The organism is uncultured Hymenobacter sp., from assembly GCF_964243305.1.
In the GTDB taxonomy this organism is placed as follows: Bacteria; Bacteroidota; Bacteroidia; order Cytophagales; family Hymenobacteraceae; genus Hymenobacter.
The window spans coordinates 157,090-183,459 of the sequence record NZ_CAXTEF010000005.1 but is presented as its reverse complement, the minus strand read 5'-3'; the positions used below and the strand labels follow the sequence as shown (position 1 = coordinate 183,459).

General features: G+C 62.5%; 20 protein-coding genes and 1 pseudogene. 12 read left to right on the top strand and 9 right to left on the bottom strand.

Features of this window, described 5'->3' with window-relative positions:
• The first annotated feature begins 97 nt into the window (after window positions 1-97).
• Entirely contained in the window at window positions 98-2,140 is a 2,043-nt protein-coding gene (locus ACFE70_RS05445; protein WP_375416708.1) for a S9 family peptidase, read from the top strand.
• Between the two features lie 89 nt (window positions 2,141-2,229).
• Window positions 2,230-3,660, top strand: a complete 1,431-nt coding sequence (locus ACFE70_RS05440) for a hypothetical protein (protein WP_375416707.1) — start codon at window positions 2,230-2,232, stop codon at window positions 3,658-3,660.
• Window positions 3,661-3,853: 193 nt separating this feature from the next.
• Here ACFE70_RS05440 and ACFE70_RS05435 read toward each other — a convergent pair whose 3' ends face one another.
• The 5 genes from ACFE70_RS05435 to ACFE70_RS05415 all read right to left on the bottom strand — a co-directional run bounded on the left by ACFE70_RS05435 (window position 3,854) and on the right by ACFE70_RS05415 (window position 8,210).
• Window positions 3,854-4,204 carry an MGMT family protein gene (locus tag ACFE70_RS05435; protein WP_375416706.1) on the bottom strand — a complete coding sequence of 117 codons (351 nt, stop codon included), beginning with the start codon at window positions 4,202-4,204 and terminating at the stop codon, window positions 3,854-3,856.
• Between the two features lie 39 nt (window positions 4,205-4,243).
• A complete protein-coding gene (locus ACFE70_RS05430; RefSeq protein ID WP_375416705.1) occupies window positions 4,244-5,248 on the bottom strand; it encodes a 2-dehydro-3-deoxygalactonokinase in 1,005 nt (334 codons plus the stop codon).
• A gap of 240 nt (window positions 5,249-5,488) precedes the next feature.
• Entirely contained in the window at window positions 5,489-6,637 is a 1,149-nt protein-coding gene (gene dgoD / locus ACFE70_RS05425) for a galactonate dehydratase (RefSeq protein ID WP_375416704.1), read from the bottom strand.
• 212 nt (window positions 6,638-6,849) lie between these two features.
• Entirely contained in the window at window positions 6,850-7,473 is a 624-nt protein-coding gene (locus ACFE70_RS05420) for a hypothetical protein (RefSeq protein WP_375416703.1), read from the bottom strand.
• Between the two features lie 98 nt (window positions 7,474-7,571).
• Window positions 7,572-8,210 (bottom strand): bifunctional 4-hydroxy-2-oxoglutarate aldolase/2-dehydro-3-deoxy-phosphogluconate aldolase, encoded by a 639-nt coding sequence (locus tag ACFE70_RS05415; protein WP_375416702.1) that lies wholly within the window; start codon window positions 8,208-8,210, stop codon window positions 7,572-7,574.
• 106 nt (window positions 8,211-8,316) lie between these two features.
• On the opposite strand from ACFE70_RS05415, the gene ACFE70_RS05410 reads away from it, so the two are divergent.
• The 4 genes from ACFE70_RS05410 (at window position 8,317) to ACFE70_RS05395 (ending at window position 12,245) form a co-directional block, all read left to right on the top strand.
• Window positions 8,317-8,922, top strand: coding sequence for a 2,3-diphosphoglycerate-dependent phosphoglycerate mutase (locus ACFE70_RS05410; protein ID WP_375416701.1), 606 nt, complete (start codon window positions 8,317-8,319; stop codon window positions 8,920-8,922).
• Window positions 8,923-9,018: 96 nt separating this feature from the next.
• Window positions 9,019-10,254 (top strand): family 1 glycosylhydrolase, encoded by a 1,236-nt coding sequence (locus tag ACFE70_RS05405; RefSeq protein WP_375416700.1) that lies wholly within the window; start codon window positions 9,019-9,021, stop codon window positions 10,252-10,254.
• Window positions 10,255-10,543: 289 nt separating this feature from the next.
• Window positions 10,544-11,281, top strand: coding sequence for an SDR family NAD(P)-dependent oxidoreductase (locus tag ACFE70_RS05400; RefSeq protein WP_375416699.1), 738 nt, complete (start codon window positions 10,544-10,546; stop codon window positions 11,279-11,281).
• Window positions 11,282-11,426: 145 nt separating this feature from the next.
• A complete protein-coding gene (locus ACFE70_RS05395; RefSeq protein ID WP_375416698.1) occupies window positions 11,427-12,245 on the top strand; it encodes a DUF6252 family protein in 819 nt (272 codons plus the stop codon).
• A gap of 17 nt (window positions 12,246-12,262) precedes the next feature.
• Here the strand turns inward: ACFE70_RS05395 and ACFE70_RS05390 are convergent, their stop codons facing one another.
• Together ACFE70_RS05390 and ACFE70_RS05385 are read right to left on the bottom strand one after the other, a co-directional pair.
• Window positions 12,263-12,670: a DUF779 domain-containing protein gene (locus tag ACFE70_RS05390; protein WP_375416697.1), complete on the bottom strand. Its 408-nt coding sequence runs from the start codon at window positions 12,668-12,670 to the stop codon at window positions 12,263-12,265.
• Between the two features lie 172 nt (window positions 12,671-12,842).
• Window positions 12,843-14,369, bottom strand: a complete 1,527-nt coding sequence (locus ACFE70_RS05385) for an aldehyde dehydrogenase family protein (RefSeq protein ID WP_375416696.1) — start codon at window positions 14,367-14,369, stop codon at window positions 12,843-12,845.
• Between the two features lie 296 nt (window positions 14,370-14,665).
• Here ACFE70_RS05385 and ACFE70_RS05380 point away from each other — a divergent pair, with 296 nt between their 5' ends.
• Window positions 14,666-15,595, top strand: coding sequence for an AraC family transcriptional regulator N-terminal domain-containing protein (locus ACFE70_RS05380; RefSeq protein WP_375416695.1), 930 nt, complete (start codon window positions 14,666-14,668; stop codon window positions 15,593-15,595).
• 127 nt (window positions 15,596-15,722) lie between these two features.
• On the opposite strand, the gene ACFE70_RS05375 is transcribed toward ACFE70_RS05380, so the two are convergent.
• Window positions 15,723-16,649 (bottom strand): bestrophin family protein, encoded by a 927-nt coding sequence (locus ACFE70_RS05375; protein WP_375416694.1) that lies wholly within the window; start codon window positions 16,647-16,649, stop codon window positions 15,723-15,725.
• 71 nt (window positions 16,650-16,720) lie between these two features.
• Here ACFE70_RS05375 and ACFE70_RS05370 point away from each other — a divergent pair.
• From ACFE70_RS05370 to ACFE70_RS05355, 4 genes and pseudogenes are all read left to right on the top strand, one after another.
• Window positions 16,721-16,849: pseudogene (locus ACFE70_RS05370) on the top strand (DUF892 family protein); the annotation flags it as partial.
• A gap of 148 nt (window positions 16,850-16,997) precedes the next feature.
• On the top strand, window positions 16,998-18,287 hold the full coding sequence (locus ACFE70_RS05365; RefSeq protein ID WP_375416693.1) for an efflux RND transporter periplasmic adaptor subunit: 1,290 nt from the start codon (window positions 16,998-17,000) through the stop codon (window positions 18,285-18,287).
• Between the two features lie 164 nt (window positions 18,288-18,451).
• Entirely contained in the window at window positions 18,452-21,538 is a 3,087-nt protein-coding gene (locus tag ACFE70_RS05360; RefSeq protein ID WP_375416692.1) for an efflux RND transporter permease subunit, read from the top strand.
• A gap of 231 nt (window positions 21,539-21,769) precedes the next feature.
• Window positions 21,770-23,152 carry a TolC family protein gene (locus tag ACFE70_RS05355; protein WP_375416691.1) on the top strand — a complete coding sequence of 461 codons (1,383 nt, stop codon included), beginning with the start codon at window positions 21,770-21,772 and terminating at the stop codon, window positions 23,150-23,152.
• 246 nt (window positions 23,153-23,398) lie between these two features.
• On the opposite strand, the gene ACFE70_RS05350 is transcribed toward ACFE70_RS05355, so the two are convergent.
• Entirely contained in the window at window positions 23,399-24,649 is a 1,251-nt protein-coding gene (locus tag ACFE70_RS05350) for a zinc dependent phospholipase C family protein (RefSeq protein ID WP_375416690.1), read from the bottom strand.
• Window positions 24,650-24,950: 301 nt separating this feature from the next.
• Here ACFE70_RS05350 and ACFE70_RS05345 point away from each other — a divergent pair, with 301 nt between their 5' ends.
• The gene (locus ACFE70_RS05345; protein ID WP_375416689.1) at window positions 24,951-26,243 is read left to right on the top strand and encodes an APC family permease; all 1,293 of its coding nucleotides are present in this window, start codon (window positions 24,951-24,953) and stop codon (window positions 26,241-26,243) included.
• Window positions 26,244-26,370 lie beyond the last annotated feature (127 nt).

Below are 26,370 nucleotides of genomic sequence, written 5' to 3'. Positions count from 1 at the left end.
GCTGGCATTATTTAAAGCAGCGTTTGTAATTAAGGTGGGAAAACTGGCGATTTATTGCTTACTTGGCCCTGTTCTCTCCCCTTAATTTCGGCAGGTTATGAAACAGGTTTTAATCAGCCTCGGGCTGCTCCTGGCCCTGGCTGCACCGGCGGCCTGGGCCCAAACGCCCAAAACCAGCGGGCCACCGGCCCTCATCGACCGGGAACTGCTCTTCGGCGACCCCGAGATTTCCGGGGCGCAGCTCTCGCCCGATGGGAAGTTTCTCTCCTTCATCAAGCCCCTGAATGGCACCCGCAACATCTGGGTGAAGGGCCTGAATGAGCCGTTTGACCAGGCCCGGCCCCTGACCAACGACCAGGCCCGGCCGGTGCGGAGCTATTTCTGGAGCCGCGACGGCAAGTACCTGCTCTACAGCCAGGACAAGGGCGGCGACGAGAACTTCAACCTCTACGCCGTCAGCCCGGCCGAGGCGCCCGCCGCCGGCCAGCCCGTGCCCGCCGCCCGCGACCTGACCGGCTTGAAGGGCGTGCGGGTACAGATTATTCACGCGCCGCTCACCGACCCCAACTCGCTCTATATCGGCCTCAACGACCGCGACAAGGCCTGGCACGACCTCTACAAGCTCGACCTGAGTTCGGGCCGGAAAACGCTGGTCCGCCAAAACACCGACCGCCTTGACGCCTGGGTGTTTGATTGGAACGACCAATTGCGGCTGGCGGCGCGCTCGAACCTCGACGGCAGCACCGAGTGGCTGCGCGTGGAGGGCGAGAAGATGACGCCGTTCTATAAAACGTCGATTGACGAGCAGAGCGAGGTGGAAAGCTTCGCCGCCGACAACCGCCGCGTGTACTTGTCCACGAACAAAGGCGCCGCCCGCAACCTAACCGAAATCGTGCTGCTCGACCCCGTCACGGGTCAGGAAACGACCTACCAGACCGACCCGCTCCGGCGCGTGGACGTGGGCAGCTTGCGCATGTCGGAGAAAACGCACGAGCCGCTGTTCGTGAGCTTCGAGGACGACCGGCTGCGGCGCGTGTGGAAGGATGCGGCCTTTGCCAAGGACTTTCAGACCGCCAGCCTGCAACTCAAGGGGCTCGACGTGCACCCGGTATCAAACACGACCGACGAGCGGCTGTGGCTGCTCTCGGCCAGCTCGGCGACGCAGCCGGCGGTGGCTTATCTGTTTGACCGCCAGACCAAGCAGCTCAGCAAGCAGTACGAAACCCGGCCCAAGCTCCGGGCCGCCGACCTGGCCGACATGAAGGTGGTGCGCTACAAGTCGGCGGACGGGCTGGAGATTCCGGCTTACCTGACTTTGCCCAAGGGGGTAGGGAGCAAGAACCTGCCCACCATCATCCTGCCCCACGGCGGCCCCTGGGCCCGCGACACCTACGGCTTCAATGCCATGCACCAGTTTCTGGCCAACCGCGGCTACGCCGTGCTCTCGCCCAACTTCCGGGCCAGCACCGGCTACGGCAAGCAGTTTATGGAGGCCGGCAACAACGAGTGGGGCCAGAAAATGCAGGATGACCTGACGTATGGCGTAAAATACCTGGTGGCCCAGGGCCTGGCCGACCCCAAGCGCACGGGCATCATGGGCGGCTCCTACGGCGGCTACGCCACGCTGGCGGGCGTCGCGTTCACGCCCGACTTATACGCGGCGGGCGTGGCCATCGTGGCGCCCTCGAAGCTGCAAACGCTGCTGGCCGCCATTCCGCCCTACTGGGAGGCCGCCCGCCAGCAGATGTACCGCCGCATGGGCGACCCCACCACGCCCGCCGGCAAGGCCCAGATGGACCGGCAGTCGCCGCTCAACTCGGCCGCCAAGATTAAAACGCCGCTCCTGGTGGTGCAGGGCGCCAACGACCCGCGCGTCAACAAGGCCGAGGCCGACCAGCTGGTGGTAGCCCTGCGCGAGCGCAACTACCCGGTGCAGTATCTGCTGGCCCCCGACGAAGGCCACGGCTTCGCCCGCCCCGTGAACAACCTGGCCATGCTGGCGGCGGCCGAGAAGTTCCTGGCCCAGCACCTGCACGGCCGCTACCAAACCACGATGAGCCCGGCCGTGGCTCAGCGCCTGCAAGAAATCACGGTAGACCCCAAAACGGTGGTGCTGGCCAGCAAGGCCGAGGCCAGATAAATTTAGCTTATTTCGATATAAAAAAGGCCTCATTGTGTTTTTGAGGCTTTTTTTGTGCACTCTGTGCAAACGGCATCTATTTTAGATGCATGAAAACAACAATGCAATGGGGCCGCTGGCTAGTAGGTTTGCTGTGGCTAAGTTTCGGGGTTCAGCCAGTGGCGGCCCAGGTTTATTATGTTGATATCAATGGCCAAACGCTGAGCCTGCCCGAGCGCACGTTCAGCGTCGAGCAGGTGCTGGATGGCCGCCAGGACCGGGCCGGCATCGGCCGGGTGCATCGGGGTTTGGCCAACATCCCGCAACAAGCCGACTTGCAGCCCAGTGTGGCGGCGGCGCTCACGCAGTTTGTGCAAGCCCAATTGCCACCGCGCCCGACCGACCACCCTGTGGTGCTGGTGGTGCGGGGGCTACGGCTCGGTGAGAGAATCACTACTTTCTCGGAGCACGCGCAGGTCGAGTTGGTGGTAGACGTGTACGCCCACCTTGCCGATGGCTTTCACTACGTTTTAAGTGCGGCTGAGCTGGTTGAGAGCAAGGGCATAGAAACCACGGCGCACCACCCCGTTAATCTGAGTTTAGCCTTGCAGCGCTGCCTGATGCAGTGTCAAGCTGTCGCTTGGGATAAGCTGCCCGCCCAGCCGGCCCGAACATTGGCCGAGCTTCAGCAGCTCGCTCACCCCATGCCCCCCGCGCTGACTTATGCTATTCTCACCGATTCGGTCCGGCCCAGGGGCTACTACCCCACGTTTCTGGCATTTCGCAACAACCAGCCGGTGACGGCACCGGACCTGCACTTAGAGGCTACCCCGCGCACGGCTAAGGGCTGGGAAGGCAGTACGGAAGTAGTAGCCTACTTGCTGCCGGCCTCTGGAGCAGCCAAGGAGCCGCTGGGCAAGGTCTGGGGTTTTTCCGACGGCCAGCAACTCTACGTGCGGCACAACCGGCACTACCTACCCCTGACGCGCGTGGGCAACGCCTTCCGGTTCGTGGGCTTTAGCGACGCCGACCCTGGAGCGGTGAGCACGGCGGGCTTCTTGGGTGGCGCGCTGGGCGGTGCCATTGCCGCGTCGGCCACCGCCGGCCGACCTATTGAGCTGACGCTGAACATGACAACCGGCTCGATATCGCCATTTGCCGACGCTGGCCAGAGCCGCCCGCGCCGCGATACGGTAACTCTCTACGTGTACCGCCCCCGCGGCGAAACCACTGAGCCCGTCCGGCTACTACTCGATGGGCAGTTTGTGGGCGAGCTAGCTAGCAACAGCTTTCTGGCCCTGCCCTGGACCGACCAGGAGCACGAGCCCCACCTACGCCTAGAGGGAACCACCGACGCTGACCTAGCCTTCATTCCCGGCTCGACCCCGGCAGTTTACATTAAAGTAATAACTCAACCCGGCTTGGAGGCTGACCGCGAAACCCTGGAGCGGGTACCCCTAAAAGAAGGCGCGTTTGACGTACGCGCCATTAAGCTGCGCCAGCAGCAGGAAGAAAAAAGACGCAACCGGGGCAAGTCCTGACTAAATTTATGGAGACGCTAAGCTTTTCATTGGCCAGCCTAGTGCTTTGTTCTATCCAATTGCACTCCTACTAAACCATCGGCTAATTACTATAAGTGCGTGCCTGGCGTCGCCCCAACGGCCCACCCTGCGCCGCCTCGACCGGCTAACTGGTGAGGCCCTGCTACGCTGGTTGATACGGTAGTCGCGGCTCTTACCCCAGCTCCGTGCTCGGGTCCCAGAACAGCTTATTGAACTCCACCACCTGGTCGTTTTCCACGCGCACGCCTTCGGCCTCGAGGGCTTCCTGCATAGCGGTGGGGGTAGGGAAATGCCGGCGCCCGGTGAGGTGACCCAGGCGGTTGACGACGCGGTGGGCGGGCACGAAGGCTTCGCGGCGCAGGGTGGCCGCGTCGAGGTTGGCGGCCATCAGGGCGTAGCCCACAGCGCGGGAGCTGTGCCGGGCGCCGAGGTAGTGAGCGATGGCGCCGTAGGTGGTGACCCGGCTCGGCGGCACGAGGCGCGTTACTTCGTGCACATCCTGGAAAAAATTGCGCTCCGGCATAGGAGTCGGGTTTAGTTAACGCCAAACAGCGCGGCAAACTTACGGGGCAGCAGTCGGCGCCACCGCCGTCGGCGCGGGGCGGCGCAGCACGGCCAGTTGCCCGTTTAAGGTTACTTCCTCCGCCGTTTTGGTTTCGACCGGGCATTTGTCGCTGATGCCCAGTCCCCGCAGGGCGGCCTCGTAGTGAGCCAGCAGCACCGGCTCGCCGGCCAGCACAATGCGGGCCGGCAGCCGTAGCAGCAACTCTTGCAGCTCGCTGCCAATGAGCAGGCCACTAAGGTAAAAGTAGTTTTCAGCTTTGGTAGCGCGCCCGAACAGGTCGTTGGTGCGCACCAGAAAAGCGTTGTGCAGCAGATTTTCGCGCCGGCTGGCTTGCACGCCCTCTTCAAACCAGTGCCGGTTGGCGCCCCCATCCAGCCTACCCCCCTCTTCCACGGAAGCGGCCAGAATGCTCTTGTTGGAAAGCAGCCCGAAAAGCTCGCCGGTCATATACGTTTTCAGAGCCACGGCCTGGCCGCCAATTACTTGCACGTGCTTGGCGTGGGTGCCGGGGTGCAGAAACAGCTGCTCCTCAGCCGTATTTTCAAAGCCGCAGCCCACGAGCTGCACTTCCTCGCCGCGCATCACGTCGTCTTCGCTTTTCACACCCGAAATCAGCAGCGTTTCATGGTCAAAATCAGGCGTGGGCTCAAACTTTTTCACTTCCAAATCCGCGCCGTCAGCCGCGAAGGGCAGCGGCTTGTAGGGCAGCTCGACCATGCCGATAGTGGACGAGGCCATGCCCGAAACCACGACGGGTAGGCCCGCCAGCGACGTTTTCACCGTGGCTTCCAGCTTCGCCAGGTGCTCCTGAATCACGGTCTGGTAAAAGGCGGCGCGCTGCTCCGGCGGCTGGCCAGCCTGCCGCCAGCGCTCGGCCGTGGCCGCATTACCCTGCTTGGAGCTTTCCTCAGCCAGAATTTTCAGGCCTTCGCGCTCGACCAGCCGCAGGCGGAAGGCCGACGTGCCCCAGTCGCAGCTGAGGAAGGTGGTTTCGGAATTCATTTCTCTAAATTATGAATAATTAATTGCTGATTATGAACAATTAACAGCCCGTCATGCTGAGCTTGCGAAGCATCTCGCCGGGGAAAGTAATCAAGCTGAATCAACGATTGAGTTACTGCCGCACGCGAGATGCTTCGCAAGCTCAGCATGACGGGCTGTTAGCTTAGTTACTTCCCCTAGCGAGATACTCCAGTTACGCTCAGCATGACGGGCTGTTAATTATTCATTCGTCATTATCTCCTACCACTCGGCCACGCTGCCATCGGTGTGGCGCCACACGGGATTGTGCCAGTTGTGGCCGATGGCGGCGCGGGTGATGACATATTCCTCATTTATCTCGATGCCCAGGCCGGGCCCGTTGGGGATTTTGCAGTAGCCGGCCTCGTAGTCAAACACTGTCTTATCGACCACGTAATCAAGCAGGTCATTCTCCTTATTGTAGTGAATACCCAGGCTCTGCTCCTGAATAAAGGCGTTGTGGCAGGTGGCATCGACTTGCAGGCAGGCGGCCAGCGCGATGGGGCCCAGCGGGCAGTGCGGCGCGGCCGCCACGTCGAAAGCCTCAGCCATCGAGATAATTTTCTTGCACTCGGTGATGCCGCCGGCGTGCGAGAGGTCGGGCTGAATGATATCGGCGTAGCCGTCGATGAGCAGCTGCTTGAAGTCCCAGCGCGAAAACATGCGCTCGCCGGTGGCAATGGGAATGGAGCAGTGATTGGCGATTTCGCGCAGCGCCTCGTTGTTCTGGGGCAGCACCGGCTCCTCGATAAACATGGGGCGGTAGGCTTCCAGCTCCTTGGCTAATACCTTGGCCATTGGCTTATGCACGCGGCCGTGGAAATCGATGCCGATGCCCAGGCCCAGGCCGCCGGCCTCGCGCACGGCCGCCACGCGAGCCAGCACCTGGTCCACCTTCACATAAGAATCGACGTAGGCCAGTTCGTCGGTGGCATTCATCTTGATGGCCGTGAAGCCTTTGGCGACCATGTCGGCCGCGGCGGCGCCCACGTGCTCGGGCCGGTCGCCGCCAATCCAGGAGTACACCCGCATCGTCTCGCGGGCCCGGCCGCCGAGCAGCTGGTGCACGGGCGCATCATGAAACTTGCCCTTGATGTCCCACAGCGCCTGGTCGATGCCGGCGATGGCTGACATCAGAATCGGGCCGCCGCGGTAGAAGCCACCGCGGTACATCACCTGCCAGTGGTCTTCGATGTTGAGCGGGTCCTTGCCGATGAGGTTTTCCATCAGCTCGGTCACGGCCGTGGCCACGGTGGCGGCCTTGCCCTCAATGACGGGCTCGCCCCAGCCCACAAAGCCGGCGTCGGTTTCAATTTTGAGGAACAGCCAGCGCGGCGGCACCTGATACAGGGTGAAGCGGGTGATTTTCATGGTTGGCGGGCTTGGTTGTGGATACTGAGTGATAGAAGAACGTCATGCAGAGCGCAACGGAGTGGAGCGAAGCATCTCGCGGGGGGTAGTAATCAGTGGTAAACAACGATTAGATTACTGCTGCCCGCGAGATGCTTCGCTCCACTCCGTTGCGCTCTGCATAACGTTCCAGTTAATTTAAAATACCTAAAGGCGCCACCTCCCTACCCCCTTCACCAGCTTCCTTTCGCGCCCAAGCCCAGCGTGAGCAGCTCGGCGAGAGAAGGCGCACCTTTATTAGAAAAGCGGCTGATTATATACAAATCATTGGAGCCAAACTCGGCGTAGGCCGTCAGGCGTGGCGGGTGCCGGTCCGGCCCGGCCCGTCGGCCGGCGTAGCTCAGGCGCGGCGTCAGAAACAGGCCGGTGCGCACCTTGGTCGAAAACCAGTAGTAGCCTTTCTGGTAGTTGGCCGGGTCGCGGCTGTCGCGCAGGGTAGCGCCGGCCGTGTAGCTGATGCAGGCCCCTACCCCCCCCTCGGCGCGCCAACGCCCGCCCAGCGAAGGCCGCACGGGCAGATACGTGGTTTTAAACGTGAAGACCGTAAGCGGCTGCCCGCCGAAGCGCGCTGGCACCCACCCGACGAGCAGCTCCGGCTCCAGCCTCTGATTGGCCAGCCGACCGCCGCCGCCCACGGCTACCATGCCCGCGCCCCCACCGATTTGCAGGCTCAGGAAAAACGGCGCCGCGCCGGCCGCGCCGAGGTCGTGCTGCGCGGCAGCCGGGCCGCCGAGCGTTAGCCCCGCCAGCAGCACGAGCCTACTTGACAGCCACGGCGCCGGTAGCGGAAAAAGCATGGGGTAGGGAAATGAAAACAGGTGGCTGCTTCCGGCCTAACGGAAGAACGCCACCGGAGTTTAACCGCCCGCGCGCCGCCAGCCGGGAGCAGGTCTGCCTACGAGGCGGGGGTAGAGGCCACGGCCTGCACAAACTGCCGGGCCTTGTCGGTGAGCTGCGCCAGGTACTCAGCGGTCACTTCCTGCTTGGTATCGACCAGGGCGCTGCCCAGCCCGAAGGCTACGGCGCCGGCCCGCTGAAATTCCTGAATATTCTCCAGCGAGACGCCGCCGGTGGGCATGAGCGGAATGAAGGGCAGCGGCCCGGCAATATCCTTGAAATACGTGGCCCCGACCGAGGCTGGAAACACCTTGATGATGTCGCCGCCGGCTTCGTAAGCAGCCAGGATTTCGGTGGCCGTGAACGCGCCGGGGATGCTGACGGCGCCGTAGCGCTTGGTCATTCGGATGGTTTTCTTATTGAGCGTGGGCGAAATGATGTACTGCGCGCCGGCCAGCAGCGCGGCGCGGGCCGTTTCGGGGTCGAGCACGGTGCCGGCACCCACCAGCATTCTGCCGCGCATGGCGCCCGCAACTTCCTCAATCGAGGCCAGCGCCCCCGGCGAGTTGAGCGTGATTTCTATCGTGCGCACGCCGCCCGCGTGCAGGGCTTCGGCAATCGGGAGCAGGCTTTTGGGGTCGGCACCGCGCACGATGGCCACGACCTTGTGTTCGAGAATATGGGCGAGGGGCGTCATGGCGGTTGGTGGAGCGGCTAAATTATTTTCTGCTTTCCGACAACGTAGAACCCGGAATGGAAGTTAGCCTAAGCTCCAGCCGACTTCCCGGAACCGCATCAGCGCTATGGCCTTACTCGTTCTTGTCCGGCACGGCGAATCGACCGCAAATCTGGCGAATGTGTTCACGGGCTGGCTCGACGTGGCCCTGAGCCCAACTGGCGAGCTGGAGGCCAGCGCCGTGGCCGAAAAGCTGCGCGGCTTCCGCTTCGACGCGGCCTACTGCTCTACCCTGGTGCGGGCCCGGCGCACGCTGGAAATTATTCTGGCCGCGCTGGGGCAGGCCGACATTCTGGTGCAGCCGGCCGAGGCCTTCAGGGAGCGCATGTACGGCGACTTGCAGGGCCTCAACAAGGCCGAAACCATCCTGAAATACAGCCAGGACCAGGTTGATATCTGGCGCCGCAGCTATGACGTGGCCCCGCCCGGCGGCGAAAGCCTGCACCAAACCCAGGACCGGGCCGTGCCCTACTACCAAACCGAGCTGGCCCCCCGGCTGCGCGCCGGCCAGAACGTGCTGGTCGTGGCCCACGGCAACACGCTGCGCGCCCTGCGCATGTCGCTCGAAGGCCTCACGCCCGCGCAGGTCGAGACGCTGGAAATCATTACCGGGGGCATTCACGTCTACGAGTTCGATGGGCAGCTCGCCATTCTGCAATCCTACAACCGCTGACGCGCAACCGGCGCGCCAACCCGCTGCGCCCGGCGCCGGTTAGCTGCCGCCGGGCCGCGTCCTTGCCCATTTCCCTACCCCCTACTTTTCATCTTAATGGCCGCTCAGTTCTTATTTGCTACGGGCATCGAAAACAGCAACCCGACCGTCAACAATGGCTTGCGTCAGGATGAGCTGGAAAAATGCGGCCACTATCAGTATTGGCGTAAAGATTTTGACCTCGTGGAGGAACTGGGCATCAAGTTCCTGCGCTACGGGCCGCCCATTCACACCACATTTCTGGGGCCAGGGCGCTACGACTGGTCGTTCGCCGATGAGACGTTTCGGGACCTGCACCGGCGCAACATCGTGCCCATCGTCGATTTGTGCCACTTCGGCGTGCCCGACTGGCTGGGCAACTTTCAAAACCCAGATTTTCCGGCCTTGTTTGCCGGCTACGCCCGCGACTTTGCCCGGCGCTTTCCGTGGGTACAGCTTTACACGCCCATCAATGAGATGTACATCTGCGCCACGTTTTCGGCCCTGTATGGCTGGTGGAACGAGCAGCTGCGCTCCGACCAGGCGTTCGTGACGGCGCTCAAGCACATCGTCAAGGCCAACGTGCTGGCCATGCAGGCCATCCTGGACGTGCGCCGCAACGCGCTCTTTATTCAGAGCGAGTCGTCGGAATATTTTCACGCCGAAAGCCCCGCCGCCATCAAGCCCGCCGAGCTGCTGAACGCCAAGCGCTTTCTGTCGCTGGACCTGAATTACGGCCGCCGCGTCGATTCCGAGATGTACGAGTACCTGCTCGATAACGGCATGACCCGCGACGAGTACCACTTCTTTCTGGGCAACAGCCTCAAGCGGTTCTGCATCATGGGCACCGACTACTACCGCACCAATGAGCACCGCGTGACGGCCGCTGGCGACACGTTCCCGTCGGGCGAAATATTTGGCTATCATACCATTACCATGCAGTACCACAACCGCTACCAGCTGCCGGCCATGCACACCGAAACCAACCTCTGGCAGGGCCCCAACGGCGACGAGGCCGTGCTTTGGCTCCGGAAGGAGTGGGCCAACGTGCTGCGCGTGCGCAACGACGGTGTGCCTATCATCGGCTTCACCTGGTACTCGCTCATTGACCAGGTCGACTGGGACTCGGCGCTGCGTGAAAACAACGGCACCGTCAACCCGCTGGGCCTGTATGACTTGGACCGCAACATCCGCCCCGTCGGGGAAGCGTATAAGCAGCTTATTCGCGACTGGTGCGAGGTGCTGCCCGCTCAAAGCGTGTGCCTGCAAGTGCCCATCATCATGCCCCACGAGAGTGAATATAATCCAACTTGATACTAAGCCAACGAAAGAAAAAGGCGGTCATGCTCATTTAGCGTCCGCGCCGCGTCGCGCAGTCGAAGCACCTGGCGGGCAGCAGCAGTTAAGCTAACTGAACATCATATCGAGCTTGCGAGACATCTCGCTCGAGCAACTAATCCAACCGTAGGTTACCCTTGATTACTTGCCTGAGCGGGATGCTTCATCCCTGGCTTGATGCGCCACCTGTTCAGCATGACGTTCTTTAGCTCGACCAGCTTTTCGCCTACTACTATCACTCAACCTAACCCCTACCCCCCTTCCCATGCGATTTCAAGACAAAGTAGCCCTTATCACGGGCGGCTCCGGCGGCATCGGCCTGGCCACGGCCAAGCGCCTGGCCTCGGAAGGCGCCCGACTCGTACTCGTGGCCCGCAATGAGGAAAAGCTCAAGCACGCCGCTGAAGAAGTAACCGCCGTCGGTGCCCCCGACGTGCTGACTATCTCCTGCGACATCGGCGACGAGGCTCAGGTAGAAGCCGCCGTGCGTCAGGTACTCGACAAGTTTGGCCGCCTCGACGTGGTGGTGAACAACGCCGGGCTCATGGAGTTTAAGCCCCTGGAAGAGCTGACCGGCGCCGACTGGCTGCGCACGCTCCACGTCGATTTGCTGGGCGCCTTTTTCTTCACCAAGCAGGCGTTTCTGCATATGAAGCCAGGGGGCGCCATCGTGAACGTGGCCAGCATTCACGCCGTCGAAACCAGCCCCCTGGTGGCGCCCTACGCGGCGGCCAAGGCGGCCCTGCTCTCGCTCACGCGCTCCTCATCGCTGGAAGGCCGGGCCAAGGGCCTGCGCACCAACGTGGTGCTGCCCGGCGCCATCGACACGCCCATGCTCTGGGACAACCCCAACATCAAGTCCGGCGTCGAAGTCATCAACAAGGCCGACGTCGGCCGCCCCGAGGACGTGGCCGCCGCCATCGCCTACCTGGCCTCCGATGATGCCAAGTTCGTGCAGGGCACCGAGATGCGCGTCGACGGCGGCCGGCTGGACCAGCTGTAATGCTGAATCCCTACCCCCCTCTGCCCGCCTGAAGCGCGCTCAGCTGATGCCCGCATTAGCCGCACCAATCAGGCGGCTGGTGCGGGCACTTTCTATGAAATATAGTCGTAGATTGAGTCGTCAATCACTACTACCTAATTGCCTCATGCTCTTATCATTCCGGTTTTCGCCGCTGCTAGCCGTAGTGGGTCTTTGGCTGGCCTTGTTCGCCACCTCCTGCGGCAAAGACGAGCCCAGGCCAGCCGTGGTGCCCGGCGCCATTGAAGCCAGAGTTATTCCCGTTGGCAGCGTGCGCACCGTAACCCTGACAGGGGCAGGCGGGCGCACCTACCAGACGGTGACTGACGCGACAACTGGCGTGTTTTCCTTTACCGGTTTAGCTCCCGGCAGGTATATACTGTCCTTCGAGACTACCCTGGCCTACAAAGCTCCTGCACCGGTAGCCGTAGATGTAGCGGCGGCTGGAATAACAAAACTCACGTTGAAGCCGCTCATTCGTGACCGTACGATACGGGGCACCATGACCTGGACCGTCGGTGACACCAATTACTCAGCGAATAGCCTTGGAGGAACAATCACCGACGATTCCTTGGACTTGAGTGGTAAAGACTCTTCAGCGACAGAGAATTATGAGATTCTACTAATTATTCCGAAGGAAGAAAACCAGAGTGCTTTGTTTCGGGGAGTTGGCGCCTACCAACTCGGAACGGCGATGTTTCCAAAGGCTATCTATACCAACTATATTAATAATAATGAGACACTGCGAGCTTATCAATACCGCACCAGTTCGGCGATACCACAGCGTCTGGGCGTTATCACTATCACCAGCTTCGACTCCAAGGCTTTCACTATATCGGGCACCTTTGAGTTCACTGCCCTGGCTATATCTGACAGCCAGCTGTTTTCCACGCCACCCACTAGCAGCATCACCGTCACCAAAGGCACTTTCAACCTAACCTTCTAGCTGCCGGCTTCACCGAATCAGGTAGCCGCTGCCGCCTGCTGCGCCAAGTATTCCTCCCCATCGAGCACTGGCGCCATCTGCTTCGATTCTTCCTCGGTAAAAAGCCGGGAGCGAATCAAAAACCGCACGCCGAGCGGGATTTCCAGCGAGAAGCTGGCGCCCCGGCCCTTGGTGACATCGACAGTAAGCTGCGTGTGCTGCCAGTACTCAAACTGGCTGGCGCTCATGAAAAAGTCGCAGCCGTGAATCTGGCCCAGCCACACGTCGGCGCCGCCCACCCGGAATTCACCCTTGGCAAAGCACATCGGCGAGGAGCCGTCGCAGCAGCCGCCGCTCTGGTGGAACATAAGTGGGCCGTGCTCGTCGCGCAGCAGGTCGATGGTGGCTTCGGCGGCTTGGGTGACGAGCACGCGGGGGGTAGGCATAAGGCGAGGCGGTGAAGTACTAAAATAATAGAACGTCATGCTGAGCAAAGCGAAGCATCTCTATCGCGTAAGTAATTAAGGTTAAAAGAACGATTGAATTACTTACCCCACGCGAGATGCTTCGCTTTGCTCAGCATGACGTTCTTTTTTGCTCCTAGCTAACAACTAACACCTAAAAGAAGCCCAGCTTCTGCTGGCTATAGCTTATCAGCATGTTCTTGCTCTGGCGGTAGTGGTTGAGCATCATCTTGTGGTTTTCGCGGCCGAAGCCCGAGGCCTTGTAGCCGCCGAAGGGCGCGCCAGCCGGGTAGTCGTGGTAGCAGTTCACCCACACGCGGCCAGCCTGAATGGCGCGCGGCATCTGGTACAGCTCGTGAGCGTCGCGGCTCCAAAGGCCGGCGCCGAGGCCGTAGAGCGTGTCGTTGGCCAGGGCAATAGCCTCGTCGTTGTCCTTGAACGTGGTCACTGAGAGCACCGGGCCGAAGATTTCCTCCTGGAAAATCCGCATCTTGTTGTGGCCGCGGAAGATGGTCGGCTGGATGTAGTAGCCCTCCGCTAGCGCGCCGTCTTCTTGCGTGTAGGCCTCGCCGCCGATGAGCACCTCGGCGCCCTCGGCCTTGCCGATTTCAAGGTAGCTCAGGATTTTCTCGAACTGGTCGTTACTGGCCTGCGCGCCCATCATGGTTTCCGGGTCCATCGGGTTGCCCAGCTTGATAGCCTTCACCCGCTCAATCACGCGGGCGATAAAAGCATCATAAATGTCCTCGTGCACCAGCATCCGCGAGGGGCAGGTGCAGATTTCGCCCTGGTTGAGGCAGAACATCACCGCGCCCTCGATAGCCTTATCCAGAAAGTCGTCGTCGTGGTCCATCACGCTCTTGGTGAAGATGTTGGGCGACTTGCCGCCCAGCTCCATCGTGACGGGAATGATGTTCTCGGCCGCGTATTGCAGAATCAGGCGGCCGGTGGTTGTCTCACCCGTGAAGGCCACTTTCTGCACCCGCTTGTTCGAGGCCAGCGGCTTGCCCGCTTCTAGGCCGAAGCCGTTCACCACGTTGAGCACGCCGGGGGGTAGCACGTCCTGAAGCAGTTCCATGAGCACCATGATGGAGGCGGGCGTCTGCTCGGCGGGCTTCACCACCACGCAGTTGCCGGCGGCCAGGGCGGGTGCGATTTTCCAGGTCGCCATCAAAAGCGGGAAGTTCCAGGGAATAATCTGGCCGATGACGCCCAGCGGCTCCTGAATTAGCAGCGACAAGGTGTTCTCATTCAGCTCGGTAGCGGAGCCTTCTTCGGCCCGAATCACGCCCGCGAAGTAGCGGAAGTGGTCGATGGCCAGCGGCAGGTCGGCCGCCATCGTCTCGCGGATGGCCTTGCCGTTTTCGACCGTTTCCACGGCCGCCAGGTGGGCTAGGTTGGCTTCCATGATATCGGCAATCTTGAGCAGCAGGTTGCTGCGCATGGTCGGCGAGGACTTGCCGTAGGTTTTGAACGCCTCATGGGCGGCATCCAGGGCCAGCTCAATGTCCTCTTTGGTGGAGCGGGCGACTTTACAGAATGCCTTGCCATCAATGGGCGAAGGATTATCAAAATACTGGCCCTTCACCGGCGCGACCCACTGGCCGCCAATAAAGTTGTCGTAGTGCGACTTGAAGGCCGGCCGGGCCACGACGGTAGTGGTTTCTTCCAGGGTTTCCATAAGACTGAGTAGGGTTTTAAGGTGAGAATAGGTGGGTCAAATGTGAATTATATAGTTGGCAGCGCGGGTATGGAATCGTCGCAAAAAGCTCGGCAATCGTCGCAGATTTTGGTTGTAGCGACGCCTCCTTGCGTCTGGCTCGCAGTACGAGGGGCGCAATAATCTTATTGAGTCGATTACCCTACCCCCCCGCCACGCGAGCCAGACGCAAGGAGGCGTCGCTACGCGCTGTTCTGGCTGAAAATCTGTTTCTTCGCAGCCCGCTCCCTACCCCCTCCCACCCAGCCAAACCCGCCATGCCGACTCGCCCACTCCTGCCCGCGCCCGTGGCCCTGCGCCGCCCGGAGCAGCTCAGCACGCTGGTGGAAAATCGCACCGTGTACTCGCTCGATGCCTTCGAGCTGAACGTGTTCGAGACGCACGCGCCGGCCCACCGCGTACCGCTGAGTTTGGGCAGCCTGGTGCTGACGACCATGCTGCGCGGCAAAAAGGTGATGCACCTGGCCGGCCGCCCGGCTTTCGACTACCTGCCCGGCGAATCGGTGATAGTGGGCGAGGACCAGCTGATGGAAATTGACTTTCCCGACGCCACGGCCGAAGCACCCACGCAGTGCCTGGCCGTGGCCATCCCGGCCGAGACCATTCAGCGCACCGTCGATTTGCTTAATGAGCGCTACCCCCGCGCCGAGGCTCACGCGCCCTGGCACCTGCATGACGAAGCCGCCCACGCTCACCTCACCAACACTGCCGAGCTAACCGGCACGCTGGAGCGGCTCGTGCAGCTCTCGCGGGCCACCGACGCGGCCAAGGACGTGCTGGCCGGCATCACCTTGCAGGAGCTGCTGGTGCGCCTGATGCAGACCCAGGCCCGGCAGCTCATCTTCCGCGACTACGCCCGCCACCTCACCACCCACCGCTTTGCCCACGTCGTCGGCTACATCAAGCAGCACCTGGGCGAGCCGCTGAGCGTGGAAAAGCTCAGCGCCCTGGCCTGCATGAGCAAGGCCACCTTCTTCCGGGTGTTCAAGCGCGAGTTCGGCCTCACGCCCCTCGAATACATCATCCACGAGCGGCTGAGCGAGGCCAAGCGCCTGCTGCGCCAGCCGCTGGCCTCGGTGGCCGACGTCTGCTTTCGGGCCGGCTTCCACTCCCCGGCCTACTTTCAGGCGTTGTTTAAAAAATACGAGGGCGTCACGCCGGGCGCGTATAAGAAGCAGGTGCTGTAGCGCAGGCTTTGTAGTCCGCGAGTGAGCGCCGAACCGTGGACGCTGCGCGTCCGCGCGTTGAACAGCCCAAACGAAAAGGCAGGCAGCGCTACTGCCCCCCGCGCGGACTCGCAGAGCCCGCACTACTTTAATACACCACGCTGTACGGCGCGTCGGCCAGCGCTTTCACATCCTCGTGCAGCTCCACGCCCAGAATTTCGTGCACGTTGGCCCGAATGCAGTTGGCCATCTGGGTCAGGGGCAAATCGTTGCTGTCCTTGCCGAAAGGGTCCTCAATCTCGTCGCCTATCATCTCCACGCCCAGCAGGGCATAGGCGCCGAACATGGTGATGGGAATAGTCAAAAGCTCGTAGGTATCGAGCAGGTTGAAGGGCATACTCAGGATGAAGACCGTGATAAAGCCCTTGATGAAGTAGCTGTAGGAGAGCGGGATGGGCGTTTTCTGAATCCGCTCGCAGGCGCCGGCCACGTCGAGCAGGGCCTCGTGGTGGCGCTGGAGCGTGATGAGGTGCACGGGCAGAATCAGCTCCTGCGCCAGCAACCGCTCAAAAAACTCCTGGAGCCGGGCGGCCACATACGAGGGCCGGTGGTCGGACCGTCGCAACTCCTCCCTAAAGCCGGGCTCTACCTCGTTGAGATTGTGGAACTTAACATCCTGGCGCAGGTGCCCGTCAAGGGCCAGCGGGAAGTTGGCCAGCAGCCCGGCCAGGTAGGTGCGGTTGGCCCGGTCGGAGGGGGGTAGGCGGGCGTGCAGCACCACGGCCAGGTTGCGGCAGTTGTTGGTGAGCTGCCCCCACAGGCGGCGGCCCTCGTAGAACCGGTCGTAGGCCGTGTTGGTGCGGAAAGCCAGCAGCAAGCTCAGCAAAATGCCCAGGAAAGAGAAAAACTCCCTATCGACGGTAAACTCCAGCAGGTGGAAGTACACCGCGCCGGCCGTGACGGCCGCAGCGTAAAGCCCCACGAGCAGCACCCGGCGCAAAAGCAGGCGAATGATGTTGGATGAGTTGAGGTGGCGCAGGGCTTCCCACCAGTCGGTCGATTTGTAAACTATCATAGAAATAGAAGGGGCAAGGCAGCTCGGTCGCGCCGCCAAAAGTAACGCGCCGAGCTAACGGCACGGCTGCCCACTACGCCGAGCGTCTCGGCCACCCCGAAGCCGCCGGCCTGCTGCGCCAAACCTTGCAGGAAGAGCAACTGGCTGACACCCGCCTCAACGATTTGGCCGAAGACTGTATCAACCAGAAGGCTATGTAAAGAGTCGCCTTTTCGATTGCAATCACCGTACATTAGAAAAGCCCGCGCAACCCGCGGGCTTTTCTTCGTGTTAGTAGCTTTCCATCGGTGGCCTCTCGCCCCGATTGCCCTTGAATTATACGGCGCCATCACGGACGCTTTTAAAACGATGCCCGAAAATCTGATTCAGGAAACCGGGGAAATCGGGACCTTGCCGGTCGTCACGGAAACGACCGTAGCCGGGCCCGCCAGCCAGTTTTCACCACCCACGACCACGGCCCCGGCGGCCACCCCGTCCCCTACCCCCCCCCCGCCCCCGAAGGCCCGTGGCGGCGCCTGGCGCTGGTGGCTGCTGGCGCTGGCCGTAGTGGCGGCGCTGGTATTTGTCAAAATGAGATATTTCCCTACCCCCGCCGCTGGCGGCAAAGACGCTAAAGGCGGCCCCGGGGCGGCCGGTGGCAGTGGAGCCAATCAGAAGGGCGGGCCGGGCGCGGCCGGCGCGGGGGGGGGTAGGGGCGCGGGCGCCAAGACGCCCGTTTCCGCGTTTGTCGTAGCCACGACGAGCCTGGCCGACGAGGTGGCCGCCACCGGCTCGGTGCTGGCCGAAGAAGCCGTGACCATCCGCAGCGAGGTGCCGGGCAAAATCACCTCATTTACTATCCGGGAAGGCCAGGCCGTGCGCAAAGGTCAGCTCTTGTTCACCATCAATGCGGCCGACATTCAGGCTCAGCTCCAGAAGCTGGCCACGAACCAGAAGCTCTACGCTGACCAGGAGCGGCGGCAGCGCACGCTGCTGAACAAAGAGTTTATCAGCGCCCAGGAGTACGAGCAAAGCGCCGCCCAGCTGCAAGCCGCCCGCGCCGACCGCGCCGCCCTGCAAGCCACGCTGGCGAAAACCTACGTGCGGGCGCCGTTTGACGGTGTTTTGGGCCTGACGACTACCACCGTGGGCACCTACGTGAGCCCCGGCGACGAGATTACCACCTTGTCGCGGACGCGGCCGGTCAAGATTGCCTTCCAGGTGCCGGGCCGCTTCGCGGCGGTCGTGAAGCGCGGTGATGAGGTGAAAATCAAAGATGAGGGCAGCGGCAAAACGTACTCGGCGCGGGTCTACGCCCTCGACCCGCAGATTGACCCGGTGAGCCGGACGCTGCCCGTACGCGCCCGCTTCGCTAATACCAAGGATGAGCTGCGTCCCGGCGCCTTCGTGAAGGTGAGCTTGCAGCTCAGCGAAGCCAGCAATGCCATCCAGATTCCGACCGAGGCCATCACGCCCGAAGCGGCGGGCTACTCGGTCTTCTTGATTAAAAATGGCAAAGCCGTGAAGCAACCGGTGAAAATCGGCGTGCGGAGTGAGCGGCTGATTCAGATTACTAATGGGCTGGCCGTGGGCGACTCCGTGGCGCGAACCGGGATACTTCAGCTTAAGCCCGGCGACGCCGTGCGGGCCACGAAGTAGGTGATTAAAAGGCGGTCATGCAAAGCGCAGCGAAGCATCTCGCGTGCGTCGTTGGGATAGTAATCCAGATGCCTGAACAACGATTGAATTAGTGCCGCACGCGAGATGCTTCACTGCGCTCTGCATGACCGCCTTTTAAAATAATAACAATATTTATTTTTCAAATGAGTTTATCCTCAACCAGTATTAACCGCCCGGTCCTCGCCATTGTGATGAGCCTGCTCATCCTCATCTTCGGCGGCATCGGCTTCCGCAGCCTCGCCGTGCGCGAGTACCCCAGCGTCGACCCGCCGATTATCACCGTGGCGGCTAACTACGTGGGTGCCTCGGCAGACGTGATTCAGAGCCAGATAACCGAGCCGCTGGAGGAAAGCATCAACGGCATCGCGGGTATTAAAAACCTGACGAGCGTGAGCCGCGACGGGCGCAGCACCATCACGGTGGAGTTTGAGCTGGAAACCAACCTCGACAATGCCGCCAATGACGTGCGCGACAAGGTCAGCAGCGCCCAGGGCCGCCTGCCGCGCGATGTGGACCCGCCCATCGTGAGCAAGGCCAACGCCGACTCCCAGCCCATTGCCCTGACCTACCTCAGCTCCGACCGGCGCAACCTGCTGGAGCTGACCGACTACGCCAACAACGTGCTGCGCGAGCGCCTGCAAACCATCCCCGGCGTGTCGGAGGTGCGGGTCTGGGGCGAGCGCAAATACTCCATGCGCCTCTGGCTCGACCCCACCAAGCTCAGCGCCCTGGGCGTCTCGCCCACAGAGGTGCAGGCGGCCGTGGGCCGCGAAAACGTGGAGCTGCCCGGCGGCGCCGTGCAGGGCCAGAACACCCAGCTCACCCTGCGCACGATGGGCCGGCTGGCCTCGGTGCAGGAGTTTAACAACCTGATTATCCGGCAGGATGCTACCAGTCTGGTGCGGCTTTCAGACGTAGGCTACGCCGAGCTATACCCTGAGAATGACCAGACGCTGCTGCGCCGCAACGGCCAGCCGATGGTGGGCGTGGCCGTGGTGCCGCAGCCAGGCTCCAACCAGATTGAGATTGCCGAGGAGTTTAATAAACGCCTGAAAATTTACGAGAAAGATTTGCCTAAGGACCTCAAGCTCAGCTCCGGCTTTGATAACTCGGTCTTTATCCGGGCCTCGATTTCGGAGGTGCAGCACACGCTGGTGGAGGCGTTCGTACTCGTGGTTATCGTGATTTTCCTGTTCCTGCGCGACTGGCGCTCGACCCTGATTCCGGTGGTGGCCATTCCGGTTTCGCTCATCGGCATCTTCTTCGTGATGTACCTGCTTAACTTCACGATTAACGTGCTGACTTTGCTGGCCATCGTATTGGCTATCAGTCTGGTGGTGGATGATGCCATCGTGGTGCTGGAAAATATCTATTCGCGCATCGAGCAGGGCGAGTCGCCGCGCGAGGCGGCACTGCACGGCTCGGCCGAGATTCTGCTGGCGGTCGTGAGCACCACGGTGGTGCTGGCGGCGGTTTTCCTACCCGTCGTTTTTCTGACGGGCATCACCGGGCGCCTGTTCCGCGAGTTCGGGCTGGTGCTGGCGGGCTCGGTAATTATTTCGGCTTTCGTCTCGCTTACGCTCACGCCCATGATGTGCGCCTACCTGCTCAAGCGCAGCGACTCGCACAATTGGTTTTACCGCAAGACCGAGCCATTTTTTGAGGGCCTAACCAATGGCTACCAGAACAGCCTGCGCAGCTTTCTCGACAACCGCTGGGCGGCCTGGCTCCTGATTGCGACAACCGGAGCGGGCATCTACTTCTTTGCCAAAAACCTCTCTTCGGAGCTGGCGCCGGTCGAGGACCGCAACCGCCTCAGCATCTCGGCTACCGGGCCGGAGGGCGCTTCGTTTGAGTTCATGGACGCCTACATCAACGACGCCCTGAAAATGGTGCAGGACACGGTGGGCCAGAACCTCGACAACGTGCTGACCGTGACCTCGCCGGGCTTCGGCGGTGCCAGCAGTACCAATTCAGGCATCCTGCGGGTGCTGCTCATCGATGCCGAAAAGCGCGAAGGCGCCACCCAGCAGCAGCTATCCGACAAGCTCACTAATGGTATCAAGCGCCTGACGGCAGCCCGCGCCTCGGTCTCGCAGGACCAGAGCATTGGCTCCGGCGGGGGCGGGCTGCCGGTGCAGTTCGTGGTGCAAAACCAGGACTTTGAGAAGCTGCGCGCCGCCGTGCCCAAGTTTCTGGCCGCCGCCAAGGAAGACCCGACGTTTGCCTTCGTGGACGTCAACCTGAAGTTTAACAAGCCTGAGCTGCGCGTAGTCATCGACCGTGAAAAGGCGCAGAGCCTGGGCGTGAGCGTGCAGGACATCTCCCAAACGCTGCAAGCCGGCCTGAGCGGGCAGCGCTACGGCTACTTTATCCGCGAGGGTAAGCAGTACCAGATTATCGGGCAGGTGAGCCGCGAGGACCGCAGCGCCCCGCTCGACGTGCGGCAGCTCTCGGTGAAAAACCGGCAGGGCGAGCTGGTGCAGCTCGACAACGTGATTCGGCTCACCGAGAGCAGCACGCCACCTCAGCTTTTCCGCTTCAACCGCTACGACGCGGCCACGTTCTCGGCCTCGCTGGCGCCCGGCCGCACCCTCGGCGACGGCATCGCCGCAATGGAGGCGCTGGCCGGCAAGCAGTTGGACGAGAGCTTCAGCACGGCGCTGGCCGGCACCTCGCGCGACTTCGCCGAAAGCTCGTCGTCGCTGCTCTTCGCGTTTGGCCTGGCCCTGATTCTGATTTATCTGATTCTGGCCGCGCAGTTCGAGAGCTTCCGCGACCCAGCCATCATCATGATAACCGTGCCGCTCGCCTTGTCGGGCGCGCTCTTGAGCTTGTGGTATTTCAATCAGACGCTTAACATCTTCTCCCAAATCGGCATCATCATGCTGGTGGGCCTGGTGACGAAAAATGGTATTCTCATCGTCGAATTTGCCAACCAGCGCGTCGAAAACGAGAACGTGGACTACATAACCGGCCTGCTGGAAGGCGCCACGGCCCGCTTCCGCCCGATTCTGATGACCAGCTTCTGCGCCATTCTTGGCATTATGCCGATTGCCCTGGCCACCGGCGCGGGTGCGCTGTCGCGGCAGGCAATGGGCATCGGCGTGGTCGGCGGCCTGCTCATTGCCACCGGCCTGACCTTGTACGTAGTGCCGGTGATGTACTCCTACTTCGCTTCGGCTAAAAATCATAAGCCGAAGGTGGCCGAAAAGGCCGTTGCGGCGTAGGCGTAGCAGAACGACCAAGCTCCCCTCCTTTTTTAAGGAGGGGACGTTTCAGCGCAGCTGAAACTGGGGTGGTGCGCGTCGTTGAACAGCACCCGGATAACGAGCCTCCAGCCACTTCCCTACCCCCCTCTTTGCAGCCGAAGTCGTTCAACGACCTGCACCACCCCAGTTTCAGCTGCGCTGAAACATTCCCTCCTTAATAGAGGGGGGAGTTTTGACCGTCTCCTACCCATGAGATTTCTGCTGCCCCTTCTTTTCCTTTCCCTACCCCCCTGCCTGGCGCAGACGCCGGCTACAGCCCCGGCCCGGCCGCCGCAGCTGGAAAAGCCGGCCACGGTGGAGGCCGCCCCGCCGCTGACCTTGCAGGAGGCTACGCAGCTGGCCCTTAATCAGAATTTCGGCATCCGGCTGGCGCGGCAGGACGAGCAGCTGGCCACCAACAACTTCACCCGCGGCAATGCCGGGCAGCTGCCCTCGCTCACGGGCAACGCCACGCGCACCTTCAACCGCAACAACATCAACCAGCGCTTTGGCGACAGCGACCCGCGCGTGGTCAATGGCGGCACCTCCAACCTGCTTAACTCGAACGTAACGCTGGGCTGGACGATTTTCGACGGCTTCGCCATGTTCATCGCCTACGACCAGCTGCGCACGCTGCGCCAGCAGCAGCAAGCTATCAGCCGCGCCACCGTCGAGGAAACGGTGGAAGACGTGAGCAACGCCTACTTCGCGGTGGTGCGCGAGGCCGGCAAGATTCGCAGCCTGGAAGAAGCCCTCGCCATTGGTCAGGCCCGCGTCGATTTGACGCAGGCGCGGGTCGATGTGGGCGTGGCGGCCAAGGTGGAAGTGCTCACGGCCCGCGTTGACTACAACGCTGACCGCAGCCTGCTGCTCCAGCAGCAAGAGCTGCTGCGCACGGCCAAGATTCAGCTTAACGCGCTGCTGGGCCGCGCGCCGGGCACCGATTTCAGTCCGGCTGATTCCATCGTCGTGGCCCGCAATTTGGCCCGCGAGCCACTTCAGGCCCAGCTCACGGCCGCCAACCCACGGCTTCAGCAGGCGCGCCTGGGCGTGGCCGTCGCCACCTACGACCGCCGCCTGGCTCGTGCCAACCGCTATCCGAGTCTGGGCGTAGTGGCCGGCTACGGCCTGAACCGCAACATTAACAACGCCGCCTTTGCCGGCACGGCCCTCACCAACTCCAGCAACCGCACCCTGGGCCTCAACTATGGCCTGACGGCGAGCCTGCCGATTTTCGACGGCTTTAACCTGCGCCGGCTGGAGCAGAACGCCCGCGTGGCCGAGGAGTCCAGCCAGCTTCAGCTTCAGCAAACCACCTTGCAGCTCGATGCCGACCTGGAGCAGGCCTACCAGCGCTACCAGAACCGCCTGCGCCTCTTGGAATTAGAGGAAGACAATATCCGTCTGGCCCGCCAGAACGTGCAGATTGCCCTGGAGCGCTACCGCCTGGGCTTGCTCACGCCCCTGGCGCTGCACGAGGCCCAGCGCAGCCAGCTCGACGCCGCCGTGCGCCTGCTGGATATTCGCTACCAGGCTAAAGAAGCCGAAACGGCGTTGCGCCGCCTCAGCGGCTCGCTGGTGCAGGCGCAGTAGGCAGCGAGCAGTAAGTAGTTGGCGTTCAACCCCGGCAGGGTGGCGCGTCGTCAGAGTCCCTACCCCCTCTTTTGAGCCGAAGCCCCCGCGGGGCGACCCATTGCAGCCGCGCCGGTCGTGCGGACGGTTGGGTCGCCCCGCGGGGCTTTCTCTTTTTCCTACCCCCTATTTCTACCGATGGGTCGCCCCGCCGGGGCTGACCGCCAACTGCTCGCTGCCCGCTGCTAACCGCCTTATTGCGCACTGTCAATTAATGCGCAGCGCGCGCAGCCGGACCAGCGCGGCCTGGGTTTTCTGCCGCTTGTCGGCTTCTTTCTCTTCGGGGTCGGCGGGCGTTTTGGGGGTAGGGCCGAAGTAGGTCAGGATGTTCTGCTGTACGGCGGGCGTAGCGTCTTTGAAGTCGCGGCTGGCCAGCTCGCGCAGCCATTCGCCGTAGGTCTCGTCGGCCAGGGGGTACTCACCGGCTTTGGTGGGCTGGCCGGTATCGAAGTCGGTGTTAGGCAGGCTGGGGCGGCCGGCGGCCACGGCCTGCACCAAGGCGCCGTAGTCAGCCAGCACCTGCCGGAAGCTGGCCTTGAACATTTCCTGGGCGGCCGGGCTGGGGTTTTTGAACTTGAGCGGCTTGAGCGGTCCGACCTTGGGCAGCATCTGAAACAAGCCCGCCAGCAGCCGCGCGCTTGGGCCGGGGCGCTGGTAGCCGGCGCCGTAGCGGCGGGCATAGTCCTGGCGGCTTTCTCGAAACACGTAGTCGCGGCGGCGGGCGCGGGGGTTAGTTTTATAGATATCCTGGCGGTTCTGGCGCCACGCGGCCCGGCTCACCAGGGGCATGAGCTGCTGCACGGCAAAGCGGTAGGAGCTGATGCTCAGGTCGACGTTGAACGTGACCTGGCCCAGCGCCAGGCCGTAGGTTTTCAGAAATGACCGCTCCAGCGCCTCCTTGCTCACCTTGAAGCCGATGAAGTCGTGGTACTGCTCGGTGCGGTAGCGGCCGGCGGCCAGCTGCACCACGTCGAAGGCAAACTCGACCTGCTTGTGGCGGGCGGGTGCTTCCTCATACGTCACCTCGGGCCCAAACCTGGCTTTCAGCTCCGGAAACATGGCCGGCAGCACCTTATTAATGCCCTCGCGGTGCCCCTTGATGTCGGCCGAATAATGCGCCAGCGCGCCCAGCGCGAAGGCGTACTCGTTGCGGTCGCGCGCTTCCAGCAGCAGGTTGCCCACGAAGTCGCCGGAGCGCACATAATGCGTCAGGTTCGTAAACAGATGGGAGCCAAACGGATAGTAGCCCATGTCCTGAATAATGGCCCCGCCGTAGGCGTGCGCTTTGGCCTGCTTCCACTCCTCGGGCGTGGCGCCCGGAAAGCGGGCGCTCAGGGCCGGCACCAGCATCGGGCGCCAGCACGAGTCAATCTGGGCCTGGTGCGTGAGCACTGAGTAGGCCGCCGCCGGGCGCGTCAGCGCGGCCGTGAGCAGCAGCAAGAGTATAAGTCGGAACATAAACCGCAGCGGGGGGGTAGGGAAGCAGGACAGGAGCCAAGGTCGTCAAATGAAGGGCCGAAAAAGACCAGGCCAACCAAGCGCTTGGTTTATCCCGCTAAACCCGGTTGGCGGGCCCGGCCAGTCGCCGCGGAGCCGAGTGGTAAAAATCGGTCTCGCACCGGCGGCGGCCTATATTTGCCCGCTTCCCAGCCCGTTCCCGCAGCGGCAGCGGCGCGCCAAGACTCGTCCTGTTCCCTACCCCCCTCGGCTCCGCCAACCGCCGAACTATCCGGCCGGCCGGCTGCCTTATTCTTCCCGCATGATTCCTACCCCCGTGGCCGCGGCCCAGCCTGAGCCGCTGGTGCGCGGCATTCGCCGCTGGGACTTTGTGGCCCTCATCGTCAACATCACCATCGGCGCCGGCATCCTGGGCTTGCCGGCCAGGCTCTACGCCCTGGCCGGCCCGTTCAGCCTGCTGGCTTACGTGGTCAGCGCGGCCGTCGTCGCCGGTATAATTCTGTGCTTTGCCGAGGTGAGCAGCCGTTTCAGCGGCGCGGGCGGGCCGTATCTGTACGCGCGGGAAGCCTTTGGGCCGCTGGTGGGGTTTGAGGTGGGGTGGCTGCTGTGGATTTCGCGCCTGGCCAGCTTCGCTGCCCTCTGCAACCTGTTTGTCGATTACGCCGCTTATTTCTGGCCGGCGACGGGCGCCGGCGCTGGCCGCGCGGCGCTCATGGCCGGGCTCATTGCCAGCCTCACTGCCCTCAACCTGGTGGGCGTGCGCACGGCATCACGGCTCAACAATGTGTTCACCATCAGCAAGCTGCTGGTGCTGGTGCTGTTCACGGGGGTAGGGATTTTCTTTGTGGACTGGCGGGCCTTCTCCTTCGCCGCGGCGCCGACTTACAGCCAGTTTTCCGGCGCCGTGCTGCTGCTCATCTTCACGTTTTCGGGCTTCGACGTGGCCGCTATTCCGGCCGGCGAGATTCAGAATCCGCAGCGCAACGTACCGTTCGCGCTCTTCACGGCCATTGCCGTCGTCGCCGTTTTATTCTTGCTGGTGCAAGTGGTGTGCATCGGCACGCTGCCCGATTTGGCTTCGTCGGAAAGGCCGCTGGCCAGCGCTACGCAACGGTTTCTGGGCGCGGGCGCGGCGGCGGCGGTAGCGGGCGCGGCCCTACTCATCATCCTCGGCACCCTCAACGCCCTGATGCTGGCCGGGCCGCGCCTGCTCTTCGCCCTGGCCGAGCAGGGCCAGATTCCGGCGGTTTTCGGCGCCACGCACCCGCGCTTCCGCACCCCGCACGTGGCCCTGCTCGGGTCGGCGGCGCTCAAGCTGGCGCTGGCCATTTCGGGCACGTTCATCTACGCCCTCACGCTGAGCACCATCATCCGGCTGCTGTACTTTGCCCTCACCTGCGCGGCGCTGCCGGTGCTGCGCCGCCGCGCGCCGGCCCGGCCGGCGCCGTTTCAGGTCTGGGGCGGCGGACTGGTGGCGGCCGTTTGCGTGGGCTTGTGCGGGTGGCTGCTCAGCAGCAGCGACGGCGCTGCGGCCCGCGATGTGGCTTTGGCCGCCGGGGCGGGGGTAGGGCTGTATTTTGTGTGGCGGCGGTAGGGTGCGGGGCTCGCCCCCGCCCAGCGTTTGCGCCGGCTAGTTGCTGACTAGCTGATTAATTACCTGCTCAACGGTTTCGTACCCACGCCGGGCGGGGGCAAGCCCCGTACCCTACCTTGTTCTCACT